The organism is Parafrigoribacterium humi, assembly GCF_040227205.1.
In the GTDB taxonomy this organism is placed as follows: Bacteria; Actinomycetota; Actinomycetes; order Actinomycetales; family Microbacteriaceae; genus Parafrigoribacterium_A; species Parafrigoribacterium_A humi.
Genome location: NZ_JBELOA010000004.1, coordinates 58,236 through 77,152, shown reverse-complemented (window position 1 = coordinate 77,152; position 18,917 = coordinate 58,236). Strand labels below are relative to the sequence as shown.

At 64.8% G+C, this 18,917-nt stretch carries 19 protein-coding genes; 13 read left to right on the top strand and 6 right to left on the bottom strand.

The annotated features are described in order from the left end of the window. Positions 1–18: 18 nt before the first annotated feature. From ABUA28_RS08670 to ABUA28_RS08660, 3 genes are all read right to left on the bottom strand, one after another. Positions 19–1,095 carry a threonine aldolase family protein gene (locus ABUA28_RS08670; protein ID WP_349903646.1) on the bottom strand — a complete coding sequence of 359 codons (1,077 nt, stop codon included), beginning with the start codon at positions 1,093–1,095 and terminating at the stop codon, positions 19–21. A gap of 34 nt (positions 1,096–1,129) precedes the next feature. Beyond that, positions 1,130–1,564 carry an iron chaperone gene (locus ABUA28_RS08665; protein ID WP_349903812.1) on the bottom strand — a complete coding sequence of 145 codons (435 nt, stop codon included), beginning with the start codon at positions 1,562–1,564 and terminating at the stop codon, positions 1,130–1,132. 112 nt (positions 1,565–1,676) lie between these two features. After that, positions 1,677–1,970, bottom strand: coding sequence for an antibiotic biosynthesis monooxygenase family protein (locus ABUA28_RS08660; protein WP_349903645.1), 294 nt, complete (start codon positions 1,968–1,970; stop codon positions 1,677–1,679). A 92-nt stretch (positions 1,971–2,062) separates the two neighbouring features. On the opposite strand from ABUA28_RS08660, the gene ABUA28_RS08655 reads away from it, so the two are divergent. From ABUA28_RS08655 to ABUA28_RS08640, 4 genes are read left to right on the top strand one after another with little or no spacing between them, the layout of a single operon-like run. Then, positions 2,063–2,488 (top strand): GNAT family N-acetyltransferase, encoded by a 426-nt coding sequence (locus ABUA28_RS08655; RefSeq protein WP_349903644.1) that lies wholly within the window; start codon positions 2,063–2,065, stop codon positions 2,486–2,488. A gap of 49 nt (positions 2,489–2,537) precedes the next feature. After that, the gene (locus ABUA28_RS08650) at positions 2,538–2,936 is read left to right on the top strand and encodes a MerR family DNA-binding transcriptional regulator (protein WP_349903643.1); all 399 of its coding nucleotides are present in this window, start codon (positions 2,538–2,540) and stop codon (positions 2,934–2,936) included. After that, the gene (locus tag ABUA28_RS08645) at positions 2,936–3,283 is read left to right on the top strand and encodes a thioredoxin family protein (protein WP_349903642.1); all 348 of its coding nucleotides are present in this window, start codon (positions 2,936–2,938) and stop codon (positions 3,281–3,283) included. The genes ABUA28_RS08650 and ABUA28_RS08645 overlap by 1 nt, the downstream gene beginning before the upstream one ends. Positions 3,284–3,299: 16 nt before the next feature. After that, positions 3,300–4,349, top strand: coding sequence for a zinc-dependent alcohol dehydrogenase family protein (locus ABUA28_RS08640; RefSeq protein ID WP_349903641.1), 1,050 nt, complete (start codon positions 3,300–3,302; stop codon positions 4,347–4,349). A 116-nt stretch (positions 4,350–4,465) separates the two neighbouring features. Here ABUA28_RS08640 and ABUA28_RS08635 read toward each other — a convergent pair whose 3' ends face one another. Then, positions 4,466–5,902 (bottom strand): DUF6421 family protein, encoded by a 1,437-nt coding sequence (locus tag ABUA28_RS08635; RefSeq protein ID WP_349903640.1) that lies wholly within the window; start codon positions 5,900–5,902, stop codon positions 4,466–4,468. Positions 5,903–6,057: 155 nt separating this feature from the next. Continuing rightward, the gene (locus ABUA28_RS08630) at positions 6,058–6,897 is read right to left on the bottom strand and encodes an exodeoxyribonuclease III (RefSeq protein ID WP_349903639.1); all 840 of its coding nucleotides are present in this window, start codon (positions 6,895–6,897) and stop codon (positions 6,058–6,060) included. Positions 6,898–7,084: 187 nt separating this feature from the next. Here ABUA28_RS08630 and pyrE point away from each other — a divergent pair, with 187 nt between their 5' ends. Together pyrE and ABUA28_RS08620 are read left to right on the top strand one after the other, a co-directional pair. After that, a complete protein-coding gene (pyrE, locus tag ABUA28_RS08625) occupies positions 7,085–7,642 on the top strand; it encodes an orotate phosphoribosyltransferase (protein WP_349903638.1) in 558 nt (185 codons plus the stop codon). Continuing rightward, positions 7,632–9,029: a hypothetical protein gene (locus ABUA28_RS08620; protein WP_349903637.1), complete on the top strand. Its 1,398-nt coding sequence runs from the start codon at positions 7,632–7,634 to the stop codon at positions 9,027–9,029. The genes pyrE and ABUA28_RS08620 overlap by 11 nt, the downstream gene beginning before the upstream one ends. A gap of 14 nt (positions 9,030–9,043) precedes the next feature. On the opposite strand, the gene ABUA28_RS08615 is transcribed toward ABUA28_RS08620, so the two are convergent. Further along, complete coding sequence (locus ABUA28_RS08615; protein ID WP_349903636.1) at positions 9,044–9,817, bottom strand: HAD-IIA family hydrolase; 774 nt, start codon at positions 9,815–9,817, stop codon at positions 9,044–9,046. Between the two features lie 65 nt (positions 9,818–9,882). On the opposite strand from ABUA28_RS08615, the gene ABUA28_RS08610 reads away from it, so the two are divergent. From ABUA28_RS08610 to ABUA28_RS08580, 7 genes are all read left to right on the top strand, one after another. Continuing rightward, positions 9,883–10,524 carry a TrmH family RNA methyltransferase gene (locus ABUA28_RS08610; protein WP_349903635.1) on the top strand — a complete coding sequence of 214 codons (642 nt, stop codon included), beginning with the start codon at positions 9,883–9,885 and terminating at the stop codon, positions 10,522–10,524. Between the two features lie 196 nt (positions 10,525–10,720). Beyond that, positions 10,721–11,389, top strand: coding sequence for an acetate uptake transporter (locus ABUA28_RS08605; protein WP_349903634.1), 669 nt, complete (start codon positions 10,721–10,723; stop codon positions 11,387–11,389). A gap of 6 nt (positions 11,390–11,395) precedes the next feature. Next, positions 11,396–13,378, top strand: coding sequence for an acetate--CoA ligase (gene acs / locus ABUA28_RS08600; protein WP_349903633.1), 1,983 nt, complete (start codon positions 11,396–11,398; stop codon positions 13,376–13,378). A gap of 277 nt (positions 13,379–13,655) precedes the next feature. After that, the gene (locus ABUA28_RS08595) at positions 13,656–14,975 is read left to right on the top strand and encodes an ABC transporter substrate-binding protein (RefSeq protein WP_349903632.1); all 1,320 of its coding nucleotides are present in this window, start codon (positions 13,656–13,658) and stop codon (positions 14,973–14,975) included. Positions 14,976–14,984: 9 nt separating this feature from the next. Then, a complete protein-coding gene (locus tag ABUA28_RS08590) occupies positions 14,985–15,953 on the top strand; it encodes a carbohydrate ABC transporter permease (RefSeq protein ID WP_349903631.1) in 969 nt (322 codons plus the stop codon). Then, entirely contained in the window at positions 15,953–16,882 is a 930-nt protein-coding gene (locus ABUA28_RS08585) for a carbohydrate ABC transporter permease (RefSeq protein ID WP_349903630.1), read from the top strand. The genes ABUA28_RS08590 and ABUA28_RS08585 overlap by 1 nt, the downstream gene beginning before the upstream one ends. 3 nt (positions 16,883–16,885) lie before the next feature. After that, positions 16,886–18,910, top strand: a complete 2,025-nt coding sequence (locus ABUA28_RS08580) for a beta-galactosidase (protein WP_349903629.1) — start codon at positions 16,886–16,888, stop codon at positions 18,908–18,910. The last annotated feature ends 7 nt before the right edge of the window (positions 18,911–18,917 follow it).

Below are 18,917 nucleotides of genomic sequence, written 5' to 3'. Positions count from 1 at the left end.
GCTCCCGAAGGTAGCGCGTTACGCGGCGAGCTCGCGTGTGATCGCAGCAACGAAGGCGTCGACGTCGGCCTCGGTCGTGTCGAAGGCGCACATCCAGCGCACCTCGCCGGCTGCGGCGTTCCAGTCGTAGAAGCGGAACTGCTCTCGGACGCGGTTCGCGGCATCCGTGGGCAGGATCGCGAACACGGCGTTCGCCTGCGTCTTCTGCGTGAATGTGAGGCCCGTGATGGCTCCCGTCTCGATGCCGTGCTCGAGGGAGCGGCGGAGGTGGGCAGCCATGTCGTTCGCGTGCCCGGCCGAGTCGATCCACAGTGTGCCGTCAAGCAGGGCGATCAGCTGTGCGCTCACGAAACGCATCTTGCTCGCGAGCTGCATGTTGAGCTTGCGCAGGAAGTGCAGTCCCGCGGATGCCTCGGGATTCAGCACGACGACCGCTTCGCCGTAGAGCAGGCCGTTCTTGGTACCGCCGAAGCTCAGGATGTCGACCCCGGCATCCGTCGTGAAGTCGCGAAGATCGGCGTGCAGGCTTGCCGCCGCGTTGGCGAGCCGCGAGCCGTCCATGTGCAGCGTCATGCCCTTCGAGTGCACGTGATCGGCGATCGCCTTGACCTCGTCGACGCTGTACGCGGTGCCGAGTTCGGTGGTCTGCGTGATGCTCACCGCGAGCGGCTGGGCGCGGTGCTCGTCGCCCCAGCCCCAGGCCTCGGTGTCGATGAGCTCCGGGGTGAGCTTGCCGTCGGGGGTCTGCACCGTGAGGAGCTTGAGGCCGGCCACGCGCTCGGGGGCCGCGTTCTCATCCGTGTGGATGTGGGCGGTGGCGCTGCAGATCACGGCACCCCAGCGCGGAAGGATCGACTGCAGGCTCAGCACGTTTGCTCCCGTGCCGTTGAACACGGGGAACGCCTCGGCCCGCTCGCCGAAGTGCCGCTTCATGATCTCCTGCAGCTTCGCCGTGTAGACGTCTTCGCCGTACGCGATCTGGTGCCCGCCGTTCGCCGCCGCTATCGCCTCGAGCACCGCGGGGTGCGCACCCGCGTAGTTGTCGCTCGCGAAACCGCGGTAGGTGATGTCATGGAGGCGCTCGAAGTCGGTCACACCCAATTCTCTCGCATCCGACCGGATGCGCGACTCAGGAGACCGCGGCCTTCATGAGTTCTGCGATCTGCTTCTCCGCCTCAGGGCTCCACTCGTTCAGTGCGAACGACACCGGCCAGATCTTGCCGCTGTCGAGGTGGGCGGCATCCTGGAACTCCAGGGTGGAGTACCGCAGGCTGAACTTACCTGCGTTCTTGAATGCGACGATGACCTTGCCGTCCTCATTCGTGTAGGCGGGCATCCCGTACCAGGTCTTCGGCAGGAGCTCTGGGGCGTTTGCCGTGACCGTCAGGTGCACGTGTTCGGCCAGGACCCGGTCATCCGGATTCATCTTCTCGATGGCCTCGAGAAGCGCCTGCAATCCATCCGCCTGCTTGGCACCCTTTTTACCCTCCGCGCGCAGTTCTGCGGCGCGCGCTTTCATCGCCGCTCGTTCCTCCGCACTGAAGCCGCCTGCGGCATTTCCCATCGACACGGATGTTCTCCTTCACCTCGCCGGGCGCGGTGTCGCCCTCGAAGAAAAGGCTAGGCGCGATCGCACCGCAATACTTCTCGATTCCTGCTCGGATGGCTGACCTCTTCTATAGGGGGGCCTCGGCGAAATGCTCGACCAAGGGGAACGGCTCGTAGAAGTGGTGCAAGAGTGTCTTCCATTCCTCGTACTCGGGTGAGGTGCGGAATCCCTCGGTGTGCGCTTCGACCGATTCCCACTCAACGAGCAGGAGATACAGGTTGGGAGATTCGATCGAGCGCGAGAGCGACAGGCTCCGAAAGCCGGGCTGTCGATTGATGAGCGCCCGCGCAGTCGAGAATGCGCGCTCGAATTCGTCCTCGACGCCAGGTCGAACGGGCAGGATCGCGTGTTCCCTGATCATCGTGCTCCTCCTCTTCAATCTGCGTGGCATTGTGTCGTCAGCTTAGAGAGGCCGGACGGGTCTCCGGCATGACACCCTATTATCGTTGGAACATGGCAGCCCGGTTCTCTTTCTCCCGTGACGCCGCGAAGATCGATCGCGAGCGAGTTCACCGCTGGCTCAGCGAGGAGTCGTACTGGGCGGGCGGTCGCGAGCGCTCGACCCAGGATGCGGCCATAGACGCATCCCGAAACTATGGCGTGTACGACGACGACTCAGGTGAGCAGCTGGCCTACGCGCGCGTCGTCACCGACGGAGTGACATTCGCCTGGCTGTGCGATGTCTTCGTTGCACCCGAGGCTCGCGGCCGGGGCATCGGGAAGGTGCTCATCGCCGGAGTGATCGCGGATCTCGAACCGCTCGGCCTGAAGCGCACTCTGCTCGCGACCGGCGACGCGCACGGCCTGTATGCACAATACGGTTTCACGCCGCTCCCGGACCCGTCGAAGATGATGGAGAGGCTGTCCGGCAACGCTTGACCTTGACCCAGGGGGCAAGGTTTAGCGTTGCCGTCAGGGAGGTGATCCGATGCGAATTGGTGAGGTTGCGGCCCGCGCGGGAGTGTCGACGAAAACAGTACGGCACTACGAGTCGCGAGGCATCATCTCGTCATCGCGCTTGCCGAACGGCTATCGCGACTACGACGAGAATGCCGTGCGGCTGGTGTCGGAGGCGCGTGTGCTCGGTACCCTGGGCATCCGCCTCGGCGAGACGCGTCCGTTTCTCGATTGCCTTTCCGCGGGCAATGAGCGGGTCGACGACTGCGCTGATTCGCTCGCCGCATACCGACGCGCGATCTCCGAGGTCACCGACAGGATCGATGAACTCACGGTGCGTCGCGACGCGCTGAACGCACTGCTCCGCGCTGCGGAAAGTCGCGGCGTCACCCCGCTGTGCGAATTCACCGAACTGCCCGAGGAGAGATGATGTCAGCCACACACACCCACACCGGAGCCGTGATTCACGCCGACGACGACACCTTTGCCGACGCGCTGGATGACACCCGGGCCGTCGTGGCGTACTTCTGGGCGGAATGGTGCCCGCCGTGCCGCGCGATCGGACCGGTTCTCGAGGAGTTGGCCGCCGAGCATCCCGACACCCTCGCGGTGGTCAAGATCAACTCGGACCTGAGCCCGCGCACGGCAGCAGAGCATCGCATTCTCGCCGTTCCGACGCTCAAGGTGTTCGTCGACGGTGCGGTCGTGCGCACCATCGTGGGAGCGAAGCCCAAGGCCGCCCTTGAGTTCGAGTTGGGATCGTACCTGGCGCGTTGACGCTTAAGCTGAGCAGATGCGCGCAACAGTTATCCACGGAATCCGTGACATCCGCTTCGATGAGGTACCGGACCCGGTGCTCAGCACGGGAGGCGACGCCATCGTCCGCGTCGTTGCGGCCTGCGTCTGCGGCTCGGACCTGTGGCCCTACCGCGGCGCGGTTCCCACCGACCAACCCCATCGCATCGGCCACGAATTCATCGGTGTCGTCGAAGCGGTCGGCGACGACGTCGAGCGCATCACCGTGGGCGACTTCGTGATCGCTCCGTTCTACGACTGCGACATGACCTGCGTCAACTGTCTCAACGGCGTCAGTACCTCGTGCCTGAACGGTGGATGGTGGGGTGCGGATGACCGCAGTGGCCACTTCGCGGACGGCGCCCAGGGAGAGCTCGTGCGGGTTCCCCACGCTGACGGTTCCCTCTTCGCGACCCCGTCGCATCCGGACCACTCGCTCGTCCCGAGCCTGCTCACCCTCGCCGATGTCATGGGCACAGGCCACCACGCGGCGGTCTCGGCCGGCGTGACTTCAGGCAGCACCGTAGTTGTGGTGGGCGACGGAGCCGTGGGGCTGTGTGCCGTGCTCGCCTCGCGGCGGCTCGGGGCATCCAGGATCGTCGCCATGTCGCGGCACGCGGACCGTCAGGCGATCGCCCGCGAGTTCGGTGCGACCGACATCGTCGAGGAGCGTGGAGACGAGGGCGTCACCCGCATTCGCGAGCTGTTCGACGGCATCGGCGCGGACTGCGTGCTCGAGTGCGTTGGCACCAAGGAGTCGATGGACCAGGCAATCCGCTCCGCGCGCCCGGGCGGCATGGTCGGCTACGTTGGCTCGCCGAACGGCGGCTCCGAGTTGCCGGTGCGCCCACTGTTCGGTCGCAACGTCGGCGTGAACGGCGGCGTCGCCCCCGTGCGCAACTACATCGAGGAGCTGTTGCCCGAGGTGTGGTCTGGCGACCTCAACCCGGGCCGCGTCTTCGACCTCGAGCTGCCGATGGAGGATGTGGCATCGGCTTATGCGGCAATGGACGAGCGCCGTGCCACCAAGGTGCTGCTGCGCCCGTAAGGTCAGTCGGCTCCGCGTTCGCTGTCGCTAATGACGGAGATTTGGAGACACGCCGCGGAATCTGGCCGATTCGCGCGGCGTGTCGCAATCCATCCGTCTTTAGCGTTGTCCTGCTGCTACTCGACCGGCGAGGTCGCCGTAATGCCGGCGGTTGACTCGATCACCGTCTTCATCTTCTTCGAGAGCGCCTCGTAGAACATCGACAGCGGGAACTCGTCGTTCAGCACCGCATCCGTGTATCCCTTGGGGGCGCCGCCGAGGATCTCGTCCGACAGACCGCGAGCCCAGGCGGATGCCGGGTTCGGTGTGAGCGTGGACGACACCAGCTGGTAGGCGGCAAGCCAGTGTGCCGTCTTCGGGCGGTCGATGCTGGCCCAGTAGAGGTCGTTGATCGCGTCGGAAAGCTTGATCACGACATCCGGAACCTCGGCCCAGTCGATCGCGAGCTTCGTGTCGGTCCAGTGCAGCACGTCGTGCTGGTGCAACCAGGCGAAGAGCAGCTGCCCGCCGAGTCCGTCGTAGTTGCGCACGCGGCTGCCGGTGATCGCAAAACGGAAGATGCGGTCGAAGATCACCGCGTACTGCACGAGCTTGGCGTGCTCGAGCGTGACGGACTGGATCGGCGTGCGCTCCGCGTCCGACAACAGCGAGAGCGAGCGCTCGATGCGCACGGACTCGCGGAAGGCGGTGAGGTCGCAGCGCAGTTCCTCGAGCGAGTAGAGGAAGAACGGCATCCGCTGCTTGATCATGAACGGATCGAACGGCAGGTCACCCCGCATGTGAGTGCGGTCGTGGATGAGGTCCCACATCACGAAGGTCTCCTCCGTGAGGTGCTGGTCATCCAGCAGGCGCGCCGCGTCGTCGGGTAGGTCGAGCTTCGTGATCTCGGATGCCGCTCGCACCACGCGCCGGAACCGTGCGGCCTCGCGGTCGGCGAAGATCGCGCCCCAGGTGAAGGTGGGGATCTCGCGCATCGCGACCGTCTCGGGGAACAGCACCGCGGAGTTGGTGTCGTAGCCGTCGGTGAAGTCGAGGAAGCGGATGGGTACGAACAGCTTGTTCGAGTAGTCGCCGGCCTCCAGCTCGCCCACGAATTCCGGCCAGATGACCTCGATCAGCACGGCCTCGGTGAGCCGGTCGGTCGAGCCGTTCTGGGTGTACATCGGAAAGACGACGACGTGCTGCAGGCCGTCGATGCGGTTCCGCTCCGGGTGGAAGGCCATGAGCGAGTCGAAGAAGTCCGGCACGCCGAAGCCCTCGTGGGCCCAGCGCTCGAAGTCTGCGACGGATGCCTCGAGGTACTCGGCGTCGTGCGGGAACAGCTTTCGGAAATTCAGGAGTTCGGTCGTGATGGTCTCGACGTGACCCCGTGCTGCCCCGTGCTGCGATGCGTCAGGGATGCTGCCGTCCTGAGTTTCCAACGGGCGAAGCGCGCTCGCGGCCTCTTTCAGCGCCAGCCAGGACGGGTGGGTGGCGATGTCTTCGACAACCTCGGGTTCTCCAACGATGGCCTGCGCTCCGGCAAAGGAGTGGTTCGACGTGATCTGTGACATGGTTCAACCTCCGATCCTGGGATAAATAGCGGTATTTAAAGGGTAGTCGCGGGGCCACGATCTTTGGTTGTGGGAATCGGCGGATAGTTGCGCGAGAGCGCCAGGCGACGCTGGTTTGTGCAGGGAACGCGCGGAAAAGTGGGGATTCCAGTCCGTCAGAAGATCATCGGACGGTCGTCGTCATCCTCGGTCTCGAGGTCGAGCTCGACCACGACCGGAACGTGGTCGCTCGGGGCATCGCCCTTGCGCTCGTTGCGGTGGATGCTCGCGGCGGTCACAAGGTCGGCGAACGGCTTCGAGCCCATGATGAAGTCGATGCGCATGCCCTCGTTGCGCGGGAAGCGAAGCTGCTTGTAGTCCCAGTAGGTGAAGCCCTCCGGCACGAGCGGGCGCACGACATCCGCGAGCCCCGCCTGCTCGAACGCGGCGAAGGCCGAGCGCTCGGGCGGCGAGACGTGGGTTGATATGCCCGGCACGATGGTCGGATCCGCGACGTCTGAGTCGAGCGGGGCGATGTTCCAGTCGCCCATGAGCGCGAGCGGGGTGTGCGGGTGCGCGGCGAGCCAACTCTCGGTGTCGGCGCGGAGGGCGGCGAGCCACTCGAGTTTGTAGGCGTAGTGCGGGTCGTCGAGCGCGCGGCCGTTCGGAACGTAGAGGCTCCACAGTCGCACGTCGTTCACGGTGACGCCCATCGCGCGGGCTTCGAGCGGCAGGTCTGGCCCCTCCTGGCCTTTCAGGAAGCCGGGCATGCCTGCGAAGCTCGTGACGACATCCGTCATCGGCAGGCGGCTGGCGAAGGCGACGCCGTTCCACTGGTTGAGGCCGTGGATCTCGAGCTCGTAGCCCGCCTCTTCGAACGCCTCGCGCGGAAATTGCTCCGGCTTGCACTTGATCTCCTGCATGCCGAGCACATCCACGTCTTCGCGCACGAGCCAGTCGACGACGCGGCCGACGCGGGTGCGGATCGAGTTCACATTCCAGGTGGCAACGCGCATGCCCCAACGCTACCCCGGCGCCGCCGCGAGTCCGGCTGCCGGTGTCTCTCCCAAATGAAGGCATCGCCGGATGCTGCTCCCGTGCTTTCGGGGTAGCTCCCAGCATTCGTGCTGGAATGCCTTCATTCGGGATGGGGGGGTGGCACCAGCGGGGGCGTTGCAGCCGCAGGCCGGTAGAATCTCCGCTGTGACGGATGCGCGACAGCAACTCATTGCCCACATCTCGGCCGAGGCCGTGTTCCACGGAGATTTCACGCTCACGAGCGGTAAGAAGGCGACGTATTACGTCGACCTGCGCAAGGTGAGCCTCGACCATCGGGTCGCTCCGCTCATCGGCCAGGTCATGCTCGACCTGATAAAGGACGTTCCCGAGGTGAGCGCCGTCGGCGGGATGACCATGGGCGCAGACCCGATCGCCGCAGCAGTGCTGCACCAGGGCGCCGCTCGCGGCCTGGACTACGACGCCTTCGTCGTGCGCAAGGAGCCCAAGGATCACGGGCGCGGCCGCCAGGTCGAGGGCCCGGATCTCGCGGGCAAGCGCGTCATCGTGCTCGAAGACACGTCGACCACGGGCGGTTCTCCGCTCGCCGCCATCGAGGCGCTCCTCAAGGTCGGAGCCGAGGTCGCGGCGGTCGCCGTCGTGGTCGACCGCGACACCGGCGCCCGCGAGAAGATCGAGGCGGCCGGCTACCCCTACTACGCCGCCATCGGCCTCAGCGACCTGGGACTCAGTCATGACGGATGACCGCGAGGGCGACGATGCAGCCGACTGGCTCTCCGCCCAGTTCGATCCTCACGAACCGGACGAGCCGAAGGCGACCGATCCGGATGCGGCGGAGAACCCCGCGGCCCCACTGCCGGACGACGCGGCACCGGATGACGCAGCAGCGAACAGGAGCGCCTCCGACGCGACCCCGAGCTGGATGTCCGCGGCACCGGCCGTGCCAGCCAAGCCCGCGACTCCCCCGGCACCGACCACTCCGGCGGCACCGGCGTCCGGCGGTTTTTCCTGGGGTCTGGCCCCGCGGGGCGCGTCCACGGCGGAGCCAGCGCCCGCAGAGTCGCCAGTCTCTTCCCCGCCTGCGCAGCCGACGGAGTCACCTGCGCCGCCGGTGGAGCCGCATACGCCACCGGTGGATCCCCCGCTCGCCTCGCCTCCGCCGTTCACCCCCGTGGCTGCGGCCGAGCCGTTCGACGCCTCGCTGGGCGGCCCGCCGTCGTCCGAGGCCGAGCCTCCCACCATGGCGCTGCCGTGGGAGAGCGCGGGAACGGAACTCTTCACGCCGGTCGCGGCGAGCGACGCGGTAGCGGAGCCCGCGACGGAGCTGCTCAGCGGCTTCGACACCGTGCCTGCGGATGCCGCGGCAGGGTCATCCATCGACTCCCTGTTCGGCGAGAGCCAGTTTCGTGACTACGACGCGGGGCATGCCGCGCCGCCGAACCCACTCACGCCTACCACCCCGGCGGCCGCCGCATCGAAGCCGGAGCGCCTCCCGATTCCGCGCTCGCAGAAGGCCCTGCTGTGGATCGCCGGAGTGCTGGCGGCGCTCCTTGTCCTGATCGCACTGTTCTACCTCGGCACCAAGATCCCACAATCTGCCGCGGCGCCCGCGCCGACACCGACCGTGACGAAGTCGCCCACTCCGAGCCCGACACCGACGAAGGCCGCAGTCGGCCCGCTCGCCCCCGGTACCTATAAATGGGATCGCCTTCTCGGCGGCGAGTGCATCGCTCCCTTCGACTCTCCCTGGGCCGAGACGTTCACGGTCGTGGACTGCACCGCTCCGCACCCCGCGCAGGTGGTCGCGCACGGAGTCTTCACGGAGCCGACCGCGGCGGCGACCGACTCGGAGGCTCCGGCCACTCCGTCCGTCGGCGGAGAGCCGTCTGGCTCGAGCTATCCGGGAGTCCCAGCGCTGCAGGCGCAGATCAACCTGCTGTGCAGCACCCCCGCCGTGATCGATTTCGCGGCGGCAGGCGCCTACACCGACATCCAGTTCACTGCCAGCTATCCCGCGACCGAGAAGCAGTGGGCGGATGGCGACCACAGCTACTACTGTTTCGTCACCCGGTCCTCAGGAGAGTCGCTCACCATGAGCGTGGCGGTGCCGCGGGCCGCACCCGCGTCGTGACCTGACGTGCGCCGTCAGTCGACGAGCTCCGCAACCCCACTGAGCACCTCGTCTGGGCGGAACGGGTAGCGCTCGATCTCGGCCTGGTCGCTGATGCCCGTGAGCACGAGGATGGTGTGCAGCCCAGCCTCGATGCCTGCGACGATGTCGGTGTCCATGCGGTCGCCGATCATGGCCGTGGTCTCCGAGTGGGCGCCGATCTTGTTGAGCGCTGAGCGGAACATCATCGGGTTCGGCTTGCCCACCACGTACGGCTCCTTGCCGGTGGCCTTGGTGATGAGCGCGGCGACCGCGCCGGTTGCCGGCATAGGGCCGTCCGCGCTCGGGCCGGTGGCATCCGGGTTGGTGATGATGAAGCGGGCGCCCTCGCCGATCAGCCTGATCGCTGTGGTGATGGCCTCGAAGGAGTAGTTGCGTGTCTCCCCGACCACGACGTAGTCGGGGTTCGTGTCGGTCATGATGAAGCCGGCCTCGTGCAGCGCGGTGGTGGTGCCGGCCTCGCCGATCACGAAGGCGCTGCCGCCGGGAATCTGCGAGGCGAGGAAGTCCGCGGTGGCCAACGCGGAGGTCCAGATGGCCTCTTCGGGAACCTCGAGACCGGATGCCGCCAGCCGCGCGCTCAGGTCCCGCGGCGTGTAGATGGAGTTGTTGGTCAGCACGAGGTAGCGCCTGCCCTCGTCCCGCCATTGCTGCAACAGGGCTGCCGCACCGGGGAGCGGCTTGTTCTCGTGCACGAGCACGCCATCCATGTCGGTCAGCCAGCATTCGATCTCCGGGCGATCACTCATGTCGCCATCGTAGTGGTGGCCGGTAACGCGAAATCCAGCCCCGGCTGCGGCGGTAACCTCAATGGGTGACCCCGCACGAGCAGAACCCCTCCGTCGAACTGACGACGCACGGCGTCGGCCCGTGGCGGGGAGATCTGCCGGAGGGCGATTGGTGGGATCCTGAACTGCTTGCGCGCGGGGATTCCCGCAACGTCATAGACCGCTACCGCTACTGGCGCATGGACGCGATCATTGCTGATATCGACCAGCATCGGCATCCGTTCCACGTCGCCATCGAGAACTGGCAGCACGACATGAACATCGGCTCGATCGTGCGCAGCGCCAACGCCTTCGCAGCGGACACCGTGCACATTGTCGGTCGCAGGCGGTGGAACAAGCGCGGCGCGATGGTGACCGACCGATACCAGCACGTGGTGCATCACGACACCGTGGCGGAGCTCGTGGCCTGGGCGCGCGGCGAGGGCATCCCGATCATCGCCATCGACAATGTGCCCGGCAGCGTCATCATCGAGACCTTCGAGTTCCCGAAGGCGTGCGTGCTGTTATTCGGCCAGGAGGGGCCGGGCATTTCCGCCGAGGCGATCGAAGCGGCGGATGCCGTGGTCGAGATCAGCCAGTTCGGCAGCACCCGCAGCATCAACGCCTCCGCTGCCGCCGCCGTGGCCATGCACGTCTGGATTACGCAGCACGCGTCATTCGGCAACTGAGCTCGTCATTGCCGCGCGAGTGACGGGCTCGCGATTGCGGGACTGTGGAGCGTAGATCATAGGCTTATTTCCCTGTGCTTTCCAGTGCATAACCGGCTCAAACGCCTGAGAAATTTCACAGATAACTGAGGGAGTTTCGGGTGTACTTTCAGAGAATCGTCGACGAAGACGCCGGCGCGAACTGGAGGTAAATGCAATGAGCAACCCCGTTTCTTCACCCGGTTCTGCAGGGGCAACCCAGGCCCAGCACACAACGGCCGCCCCTCGAGAAATGCCTTCGCCGCCGTTGACTTCGGCACCCGCAGTTGCTGTAAACCCTGCCGCTCTTGGTCTCGCGGCCTTCGCAATGACCACGTTTGTTCTCAGCTTTGCCAACGCAGGAATCATTTCTGCTGGCGCGACCCCCGTCGTGTTCTCGCTGGCTCTGTTCTACGGCGGCGTCGCACAGATCCTCGCCGGGCTGTGGGAATTCGCCCAGAAGAACACCTTCGGAGCGACAGCGTTCTGTTCATACGGCGCGTTCTGGATGGCGTTCTGGTATCTGGAGACGGCAACCGATCTCGGCAAGGCGGGCAGCGGTCTCGCCGTCGGACTCGGCACCTGGCTGTTGGCCTGGGCCATCTTCACCCTGTATATGACGTTTGCGTCCTGGCGCACGAACATCGCAACCTTCCTGGTTTTCGTGTTCCTGACGCTTACCTACTTTGCGCTGGCCTTTGGCGCATACTCCGGATCCGATGGCCTGAACAAGCTCGGAGGCTGGCTCGGGATCATCACCGCGCTGCTCGCCTGGTACGCCTCGTTCGGAATCGTGATCAATTCCACCTTCAAGCGGACTGTTCTTCCGCTGGGTGCGAGAGCGTGACGCCCTATGAGTGACGAATACGAAACCGACAACCAGACCATTTCGAACCTGCTCGCGGAGGATCGTACCTTCGCGCCACCCGCCGACCTGGCAGCGAACGCCAATGTCACGGCGCAGGCCTATGCCGACGCCGATCGCGATCGACTCGCCTTCTGGGCGGCACAGGCCGAGCGCCTCGACTGGGGCACACACTGGGATGAGGTGCTCGACTGGAGCAATCCGCCCTTCGCCAAGTGGTTCGTCGGCGGCAAGATCAATGTCGCGTACAACTGCCTCGATCGGCACGTCAAGGCGGGCCTTGGTGACAGGGTGGCCTACTACTTCGAGGGCGAGCCGGGAGACACGAGAGAGATCACGTACTCCCAGTTGACCGACCTGGTCTGCCAGGCCGCCAACACGCTCATCGACCTCGGAGTGAAGACCGGCGACCGCGTCGCGATCTACATGCCGATGATTCCGGAGACGGTTGTGGCGATGCTCGCCTGCGCGCGCATCGGCGCCCCACATACCGTGGTCTTTGGCGGGTTCTCCGCCGACTCCCTGAGCAGCCGAATCATCGACTGTGATGCGCGGGTGGTGATTACCGCCGACGGCGGCTTCCGCAAGGGCAAGCCCTCGGGGCTCAAGTCGATCGTCGACGAGGCACTGCAGTCGTGCCCAGATGTGCGTACCGTGCTCGTCGTGCGCCGCACCGGCCAGGACGTCGACTGGACCGATGATCGCGATCTCTGGTGGCACGACACGGTGGAGAAGGCAAGCTCGGTGCACGAGCCCGAGTTCTTCGACGCCGAGCATCCGCTCTATGTCATGTACACGTCCGGAACGACGGGCAAGCCGAAGGGCATCCTGCACACCTCCGGCGGCTATCTCACCGAGTGTGCGTACAGCCAGTGGGCGGTCTTCGACCTCAAGTCGGAGACGGATGTCTACTGGACGGCCGCGGACATCGGCTGGGTCACCGGCCACAGCTACATCGTCTACGGGCCGCTGGCGAACGCGACGACGTCGGTGTTCTACGAGGGCACGCCCGACAGTCCGCACCAGGGGCGTTGGTGGGAGATCATCGACAAGTACAAGGTGTCGATTCTCTACTGCGCGCCCACGGCCATCCGCACGCTGATGAAGTGGGGCGCCGATATTCCGGCGCGCTACGACCTCTCCTCGCTGCGCATACTGGGTTCGGTGGGAGAACCGATCAACCCGGAGGCCTACGTCTGGTACCGCCATCACATCGGTCACGATCGCACGCCGGTCGTGGACACCTGGTGGCAGACGGAGACCGGCGCGATCATGGTCAGCCCGCTTCCCGGCGTCACCGCGGGCAAGCCCGGCGCGGCCATGAAGGCCCTGCCGGGCATCTCGGTGGACATCGTGGATGAGTCCGGTGTCTCGGTGCCGGATGGCTCAGGTGGGTACCTGGTGCTGACCGAGCCGTGGCCGAGCATGCTCCGCACGATCTGGGGCAATGACCAGCGATACATCGACACGTATTGGTCCAGGTTCCCCGGCAGGTACTTCGCCGGCGATGGTGCCAAGCGAGACACGGATGGCGACATCTGGCTCCTCGGGCGGGTCGACGACGTGATGAACATCTCCGGTCACCGCCTGTCCACGACGGAGATCGAGTCGGCCCTTGTGTCGCATCCGAAGGTTGCCGAAGCCGCGGTCGTTGGAGCGGCGGACGAGACGACCCACCAGGCGATCGCTGCCTTCGTCATCCTGAGAAGTGAAGCAGGCGACGGCGGGCCGGAGGTCGTGCAGGAGCTGCGAGACCACGTCGTGAAGGTGATCGGGCGCATCGCGCGGCCGAGGAACATCCTCGTCGTGGCCGAGTTGCCGAAGACGCGCTCGGGCAAGATCATGCGACGCTTGCTGAGGGATGTCGCAGAGAAACGCCCGATCGGCGACGTAACCACCCTCGCGGACTCGACCGTGATGGATGCCATCAAGGAAGGACTGTCCGGCGCGGCCGCAGCCAGTAGCGACTGATTCCGGACACCTGATTCGGACACGGGCGATGCGTTTTTCATCGCTCGTGTCCGGATCTGTTGCATTAACGGGGCTTAACGCGGTGCTGCCACGGCCGTGATAAACCGCACAGATATCAACTTTTTGGGCGAGCGCCCGGCAATTATTACGATTTGGCCGCGAGTCGGACCGCAAATAATGTTAGGTCTTGACAAACTACGTTCGAAAATGAACGATATTGGTAACTATCCCGCGGTGAAGATGTGTCCCCGTTCACGGCCCGTACAAAGGAGTAATGATGGCATTTGACAGTGCAAGCCCCCTGGCGCGAATCTCGGAGAAGCCCGTTGATCGTCGCTTTCTACTCAAGACGGTTGGGGCTGGCGCCCTTGCCACAGCGGCCATCCCGGTGCTCGCGGCATGCACCGGATCCGGTGCGGGTGGCGGAGCAGCAGCGTCGAAGACTGTGACCTTCGGCTCAGGGGCATCGGATGACGTGCCGAAGCGTGCATACGCTGCCTTCACTTCAGCCTTCACCAAGAAGTCCGGAGACAAGGTCAAGACCAACACGGTCTCGCACAACGACTTCCAGAACAACATCAACACCTACCTGCAGGGCAGCCCGGATGATGCGTTCACCTGGTTCGCCGGCTACCGCACCCAGTACTACGCGGGCAAGGGCCTCCTGGCTCCGATCGACGACGTCTGGGACAAGATCGGCGGCAACTTCTCCGAGGGTCTCGCAAAGGCATCCACCGGTCCGGATGGCAAGAAGTACTTCGTGCCGAACTACAACTACCCCTGGGGCTTCTTCTACCGCAAGAGCGTGTGGGCTGCCAAGGGTTACACGGCGCCGAAGACCTTCGACGATCTCATCGCGCTCTGCAAGCAGATGCAGTCCGACGGCCTCATGCCGATCGCCTTCGGCGACAAGGACGGCTGGCCGGCAATGGGCACCTTCGACTACATCAACATGCGCACCAACGGCTACCAGTTCCACATGGACCTGTGTGCGCACAAGGAGTCGTGGGACCAGAAGAAGGTCCAGGACGTGTTCGACAACTGGAAGCAGCTCCTGCCGTTCCAGGACCCGAACTCGCTCGGAATGACCTGGCAGGAGGCCGCTCAGACCCTGGGCAACTCGAAGTCCGGTATGTACCTCCTCGGTTCCTTCGTCACCCAGCAGTTCACCGACGCCACCGTGCTCGATGACATCGACTTCTTCCCGTTCCCCGAGATCGCGGTCGAGGGTCAGGATGCTGTGGAGGCTCCGATCGACGGCCTGCTGCTGTCGAAGAAGGGCGGCCAGAACCAGGCGGCCAAGGACATGCTTGCGTTCATGGGCACCCCTGCCGGCCAGGAGGCCTACTTCTCCGTCGACAAGTCGAACCTGATGACGGCGAAGGGGTCAGATACCTCGAGCTACAGCACGCTGAACAAGAAGTGCGCCCAGATCATCGGTGACGCCAAGTCGATCAGCCAGTTCTTCGACCGCGATGCGCTGCCCGCCATGGCAAACAACGTCATGATTCCGGCGCTTCAGTCCTTCATCAAGGACGGCACGGTCGACACCAAGAACCTGGAAGCTCAGGCAAAGACGCTGTACGCAGCGCAGTAGCGTTCAGCTATGTCGATTTCTACACGCACGACGACGAGCGGGTCCGGGCAGGAAGCATCCCTTCCTGCCCGGCCCGCTCGCCGGCGCAGACGAGGTCTGCACCTGTCCCGGCGGGACCGCTGGGTACTCGGCATCATGGTCGCCGTCCCCACTCTGATCCAGTTGATCTTCATCTGGGCGCCGATGGTGCTGTCGGTGTTGCTCTCGTTCGTTCGCTGGAACGGTCTCACCTTCGACAACATCCGGGCGGCCGGACTCACGAACTACAACTACGTGCTGGGTGAATACCCTCCCTTTTGGCCCGCAATCCAACACAACATCCTGTGGCTTGCCTTCCTCGGTCTCATCGCCACGCCTCTCGGCCTCCTGCTTGCCGTGTTGCTCGACCAGAAGATCCGCGGCAGTCGCATCTACCAGAGCATCTTCTTCGCGCCGGTCATGCTGTCGCTCGTGCTTGTCGGTGTGATCTGGCAGCTCTTCTACTCGCGGGACAACGGCCTACTCAACTATCTGCTCGGAACGAGTGGCACGCCGAACGCGGTCGACTGGTTCGGCGATCCGAACATCAACATCTGGGCTGCCCTGATTGCTGCCACCTGGCGACACGCCGGTTATGTCATGATCCTCTACCTGGCAGGACTCAAGGGAGTCGACCCCAGCCTGAAAGAGGCGGCGGCAATCGACGGTGCGAACGCGGCACAGATCTTCTTCCGTGTCGTCTTTCCCGTGATGAAGCCCATCAATATCGTCATCGTCGTCATCACACTCATCGAGTCCCTGCGAGCGTTCGACATCGTGTACATCATCAACGGCGGTAGAAACGGGCTCGAACTCATCAGCGCCCTGATCATCCAGAACCTCGTGGGAGAGGGCCAGGTGATCGGCGTCGGCTCTGCGCTCGCGACGATCCTGCTCGTCATCTCGCTCGTGCCGATCATCATCTACCTCGCCCGTACCTTTAAAAAGGAGGAGGACTGATGAGCGCCATCACGCCCGTGGGCTTGCCCTCGAAGACCACCCTTTCCGGATCGCCCAAGGGCCACGGTCGCGCCACCAAGACCCGGCCTCACTTCGGCACGCACATCTTCCTGATTGTGATGTCGGTCGTCTGGCTGGTTCCGCTCGGCTGGGCGCTGTTCACCGCGCTTCGACCGCGCACAGACACCAACAAATATGGGTACTTCAGCTTCGGAGGTGCCTTCAACTTCGACAACTTCATCCAGGCCTGGAACCAGGGCGGCTTTTCAAAGCTCCTGATGAACTCGGCGATCATCACGATTCCCACAGTGATCCTCACCCTGTTCTTCGCCTCGATGATGGCCTTCGCGGTGAGTCGGTTCTCGTGGCGGTTCAACATCACGTTGCTCATCATGTTCACTGCGGGCAATCTCCTGCCACCGCAGTCGCTCGCGGCACCGCTGTTCCAGATGTTCAAGCACGTCGACCTGCCGTATTGGATCAGCGACTCGGGCACACTGCTCAATACCTATACGAGCGTGATCGCGGTCGACACTGCGTTCCAGATCGGGTTCTGCACCTTCGTGCTCTCGAACTACATGAAGGCGCTGCCGACGGAGCTCTCCGAAGCGGCGGTCGTCGACGGTGCGAGCGTGTGGCGCCAGTACTACGGCATCATCATGCCGCTCACCAGGCCAGCATTCGCCGCGCTCGGAACGCTCGAGGTGATCTGGATCTACAACGACTTCTTCTGGCCGTTGCTGTTCATCCAGACCGGAGATCGACTGCCGCTGACCACGGGGCTCAACAACCTGAAGGGGCAGTTCCTTTCGGACTACAACCTCATGGCGGCGGGGGCCATCATCACGGTCATCCCCACCCTGATCATCTACCTCGTGCTCCAGCGACAGTTCGTCGCGGGGCTCACTCTCGGCGCAAACAAGGGTTAAACAGTGCACTACATCACTTCTCGGCTTGGGGCCGAAGGCGCGTCAGCGCTCGGGTTCGGCGGCGACTACAACCCGGAACAGTGGGACAGGGACGTCTGGATCGAGGACATCCGGCTGATGCAGGAGGCCGGGGTCAATCTCGTCAGCCTCGGCATCTTCAGCTGGGCGCTGCTCGAGCCCTCGGAAGGCGTGTACGAGTTCGGCTGGCTCGACGAGGTGCTCGACCTGCTGCACGCGGGGGGCATCCGGGTCGACCTGGCCAACGCGAGTGCGTCTCCCCCGCCGTGGTTCTCGCACAAGTATCCGCAGTCGCTTCCCGTGACGGTAGATGGCGTGCGCCTCGGCTACGGATCCCGCCAGGCGTTCTGCGCGTCGAGCGTCGACTACCGCAGGGCCGCCGCCGCGCTCACGACGACAATCGCCGAGCGCTACGCAAAGCACCCTGCCGTCGTGATGTGGCACGTGCACAACGAGTACGGCTGCCACAACCAGCCCTGCTTCTGCGATGCATCCGGTGCCGCCTTCCAGCGCTGGCTGAAGAAGAAGTATGGCGACATCGACGTGCTCAACGAGGCCTGGGGCACGGCCTTCTGGTCGCAGCACTACTACCACTTCGAGGAGATCACGCCGCCTCGTCGCTCCGGTGCCTTCGTGAATCCGACGCAGCAGCTCGACTTCGCGCGATTCTCGAGCGACGAGCTGCTGGACTGCTTCGAGGCGGAGGCGGCGATCCTGCGAGCGCACTCCGGGCATCCGGTCACCACCAACTTCATGGGTTTCAAGATGGGTCTCTCCCAGCCGATCGACTACTGGAAGTGGGCGAAGCGGATGGACGTGGTCTCCAACGACCACTACCTGATCGCCGAAGACAGGAACCACCATCGCGAACTCGCGATGGTCGCCGACCTCACCCGCGGCTGGGCGGCCGGGGCACCGTGGCTGCTCATGGAGCATTCGACGTCCGCGGTCAACTGGCAGCAGCGCAACATCGCGAAGGCTCCGGGCGAGCTCGTGCGCAATTCCCTGCAGCACATTGCGCGAGGCGCGGATGCCGCACTGTTCTTCCAGTGGCGCGCGGCGAAGGCGGGCGCGGAGAAGTTCCACTCCGCGCTGCTGCCGCACGCGGGCACCGACACGAAGATCTGGCGCGAGACTCTGGAGCTCGGGTCCATCCTGAAGTCGATCGCGGAAATCGCGGACTCGCGGGTCTCCGGGGTCGACGTGGCGATCATCCACGACACCGACGCCCGCTGGGCGAGCGAGTTGGACTCGCATCCGTCCGTCGACGTGAGCTGCCTCGCAGAGACGCGCCACTGGTACGAGGCCGCGTACCGTGCAGGCTACACCACGGACTTCCGTCGGTCGACCGACGACCTGAGCGGCTACAAGCTCGTCATCGTTCCGGTGCAGTACCTGATGACGGATGCCGGGGCGGCGAACATCGCGTCCTTCGCGGAGGCGGGTGGTCGCGTGCTCGTCACCTACTTCTCCGGCGTCGTCGACGAGAATGACCACATCCGCCTCGGTGGATACCCCGGTGCGTTCCGCGAGATGCTCGGTGTTCGCATCGAGGAGTTCTTCCCGCTGCACGAGGGCGAGAGCATTGCCCTCGACGCGTTCGGCTCCGGCAGCATCTTCAGCGAGCTCGGTGCGGCTGATGGCGCGGAGGCGCTCGCGCACTTTGCTGACGGTCCGGTCGCGGGTTCTGTCGCGATCTCCCGCAATCCCGTCGGCACGGGCGCTGCCTACTACGTGGCCACCCGTCTCAGTGACGAGGGCACCGACGAGCTGCTCGGCTGGATCGCGAACGACGCAGGCCTTGCGGCTCCGTTCGAGCTTCAGGACGACGTCGAGGTGGTTCGTCGAAGCAACGGCGAGGCGAGCTGGCTGTTCGTGATCAACCATTCCTCCGCCGAGGCGACGCTGGCCACCACGGGTGTCGAGCTCATCTCGGGCGACCCCGCCCGCGGTACGCTCGTCGTGCCCGCAGGCAAGGTCGCGGTGGTTCGGCAGACAGACGCGCAATGACGCGATT

Coding starts and splice junctions, on each gene's coding strand:
- ABUA28_RS08665 (WP_349903812.1), bottom strand. CDS start 1,564: ATGGGAAATGCCGCAGGCGGCTTCAGTGCGGAGGAACGAGCGGCGATG.
- ABUA28_RS08660 (WP_349903645.1), bottom strand. CDS start 1,970: ATGATCAGGGAACACGCGATCCTGCCCGTTCGACCTGGCGTCGAGGAC.
- ABUA28_RS08655 (WP_349903644.1), top strand. CDS start 2,063: ATGGCAGCCCGGTTCTCTTTCTCCCGTGACGCCGCGAAGATCGATCGC.
- ABUA28_RS08650 (WP_349903643.1), top strand. CDS start 2,538: ATGCGAATTGGTGAGGTTGCGGCCCGCGCGGGAGTGTCGACGAAAACA.
- ABUA28_RS08645 (WP_349903642.1), top strand. CDS start 2,936: ATGTCAGCCACACACACCCACACCGGAGCCGTGATTCACGCCGACGAC.
- ABUA28_RS08640 (WP_349903641.1), top strand. CDS start 3,300: ATGCGCGCAACAGTTATCCACGGAATCCGTGACATCCGCTTCGATGAG.
- ABUA28_RS08635 (WP_349903640.1), bottom strand. CDS start 5,902: ATGTCACAGATCACGTCGAACCACTCCTTTGCCGGAGCGCAGGCCATC.
- ABUA28_RS08630 (WP_349903639.1), bottom strand. CDS start 6,897: ATGCGCGTTGCCACCTGGAATGTGAACTCGATCCGCACCCGCGTCGGC.
- ABUA28_RS08620 (WP_349903637.1), top strand. CDS start 7,632: ATGACGGATGACCGCGAGGGCGACGATGCAGCCGACTGGCTCTCCGCC.
- ABUA28_RS08615 (WP_349903636.1), bottom strand. CDS start 9,817: ATGAGTGATCGCCCGGAGATCGAATGCTGGCTGACCGACATGGATGGC.
- ABUA28_RS08605 (WP_349903634.1), top strand. CDS start 10,721: ATGAGCAACCCCGTTTCTTCACCCGGTTCTGCAGGGGCAACCCAGGCC.
- acs (WP_349903633.1), top strand. CDS start 11,396: ATGAGTGACGAATACGAAACCGACAACCAGACCATTTCGAACCTGCTC.
- ABUA28_RS08595 (WP_349903632.1), top strand. CDS start 13,656: ATGGCATTTGACAGTGCAAGCCCCCTGGCGCGAATCTCGGAGAAGCCC.
- ABUA28_RS08590 (WP_349903631.1), top strand. CDS start 14,985: ATGTCGATTTCTACACGCACGACGACGAGCGGGTCCGGGCAGGAAGCA.
- ABUA28_RS08585 (WP_349903630.1), top strand. CDS start 15,953: ATGAGCGCCATCACGCCCGTGGGCTTGCCCTCGAAGACCACCCTTTCC.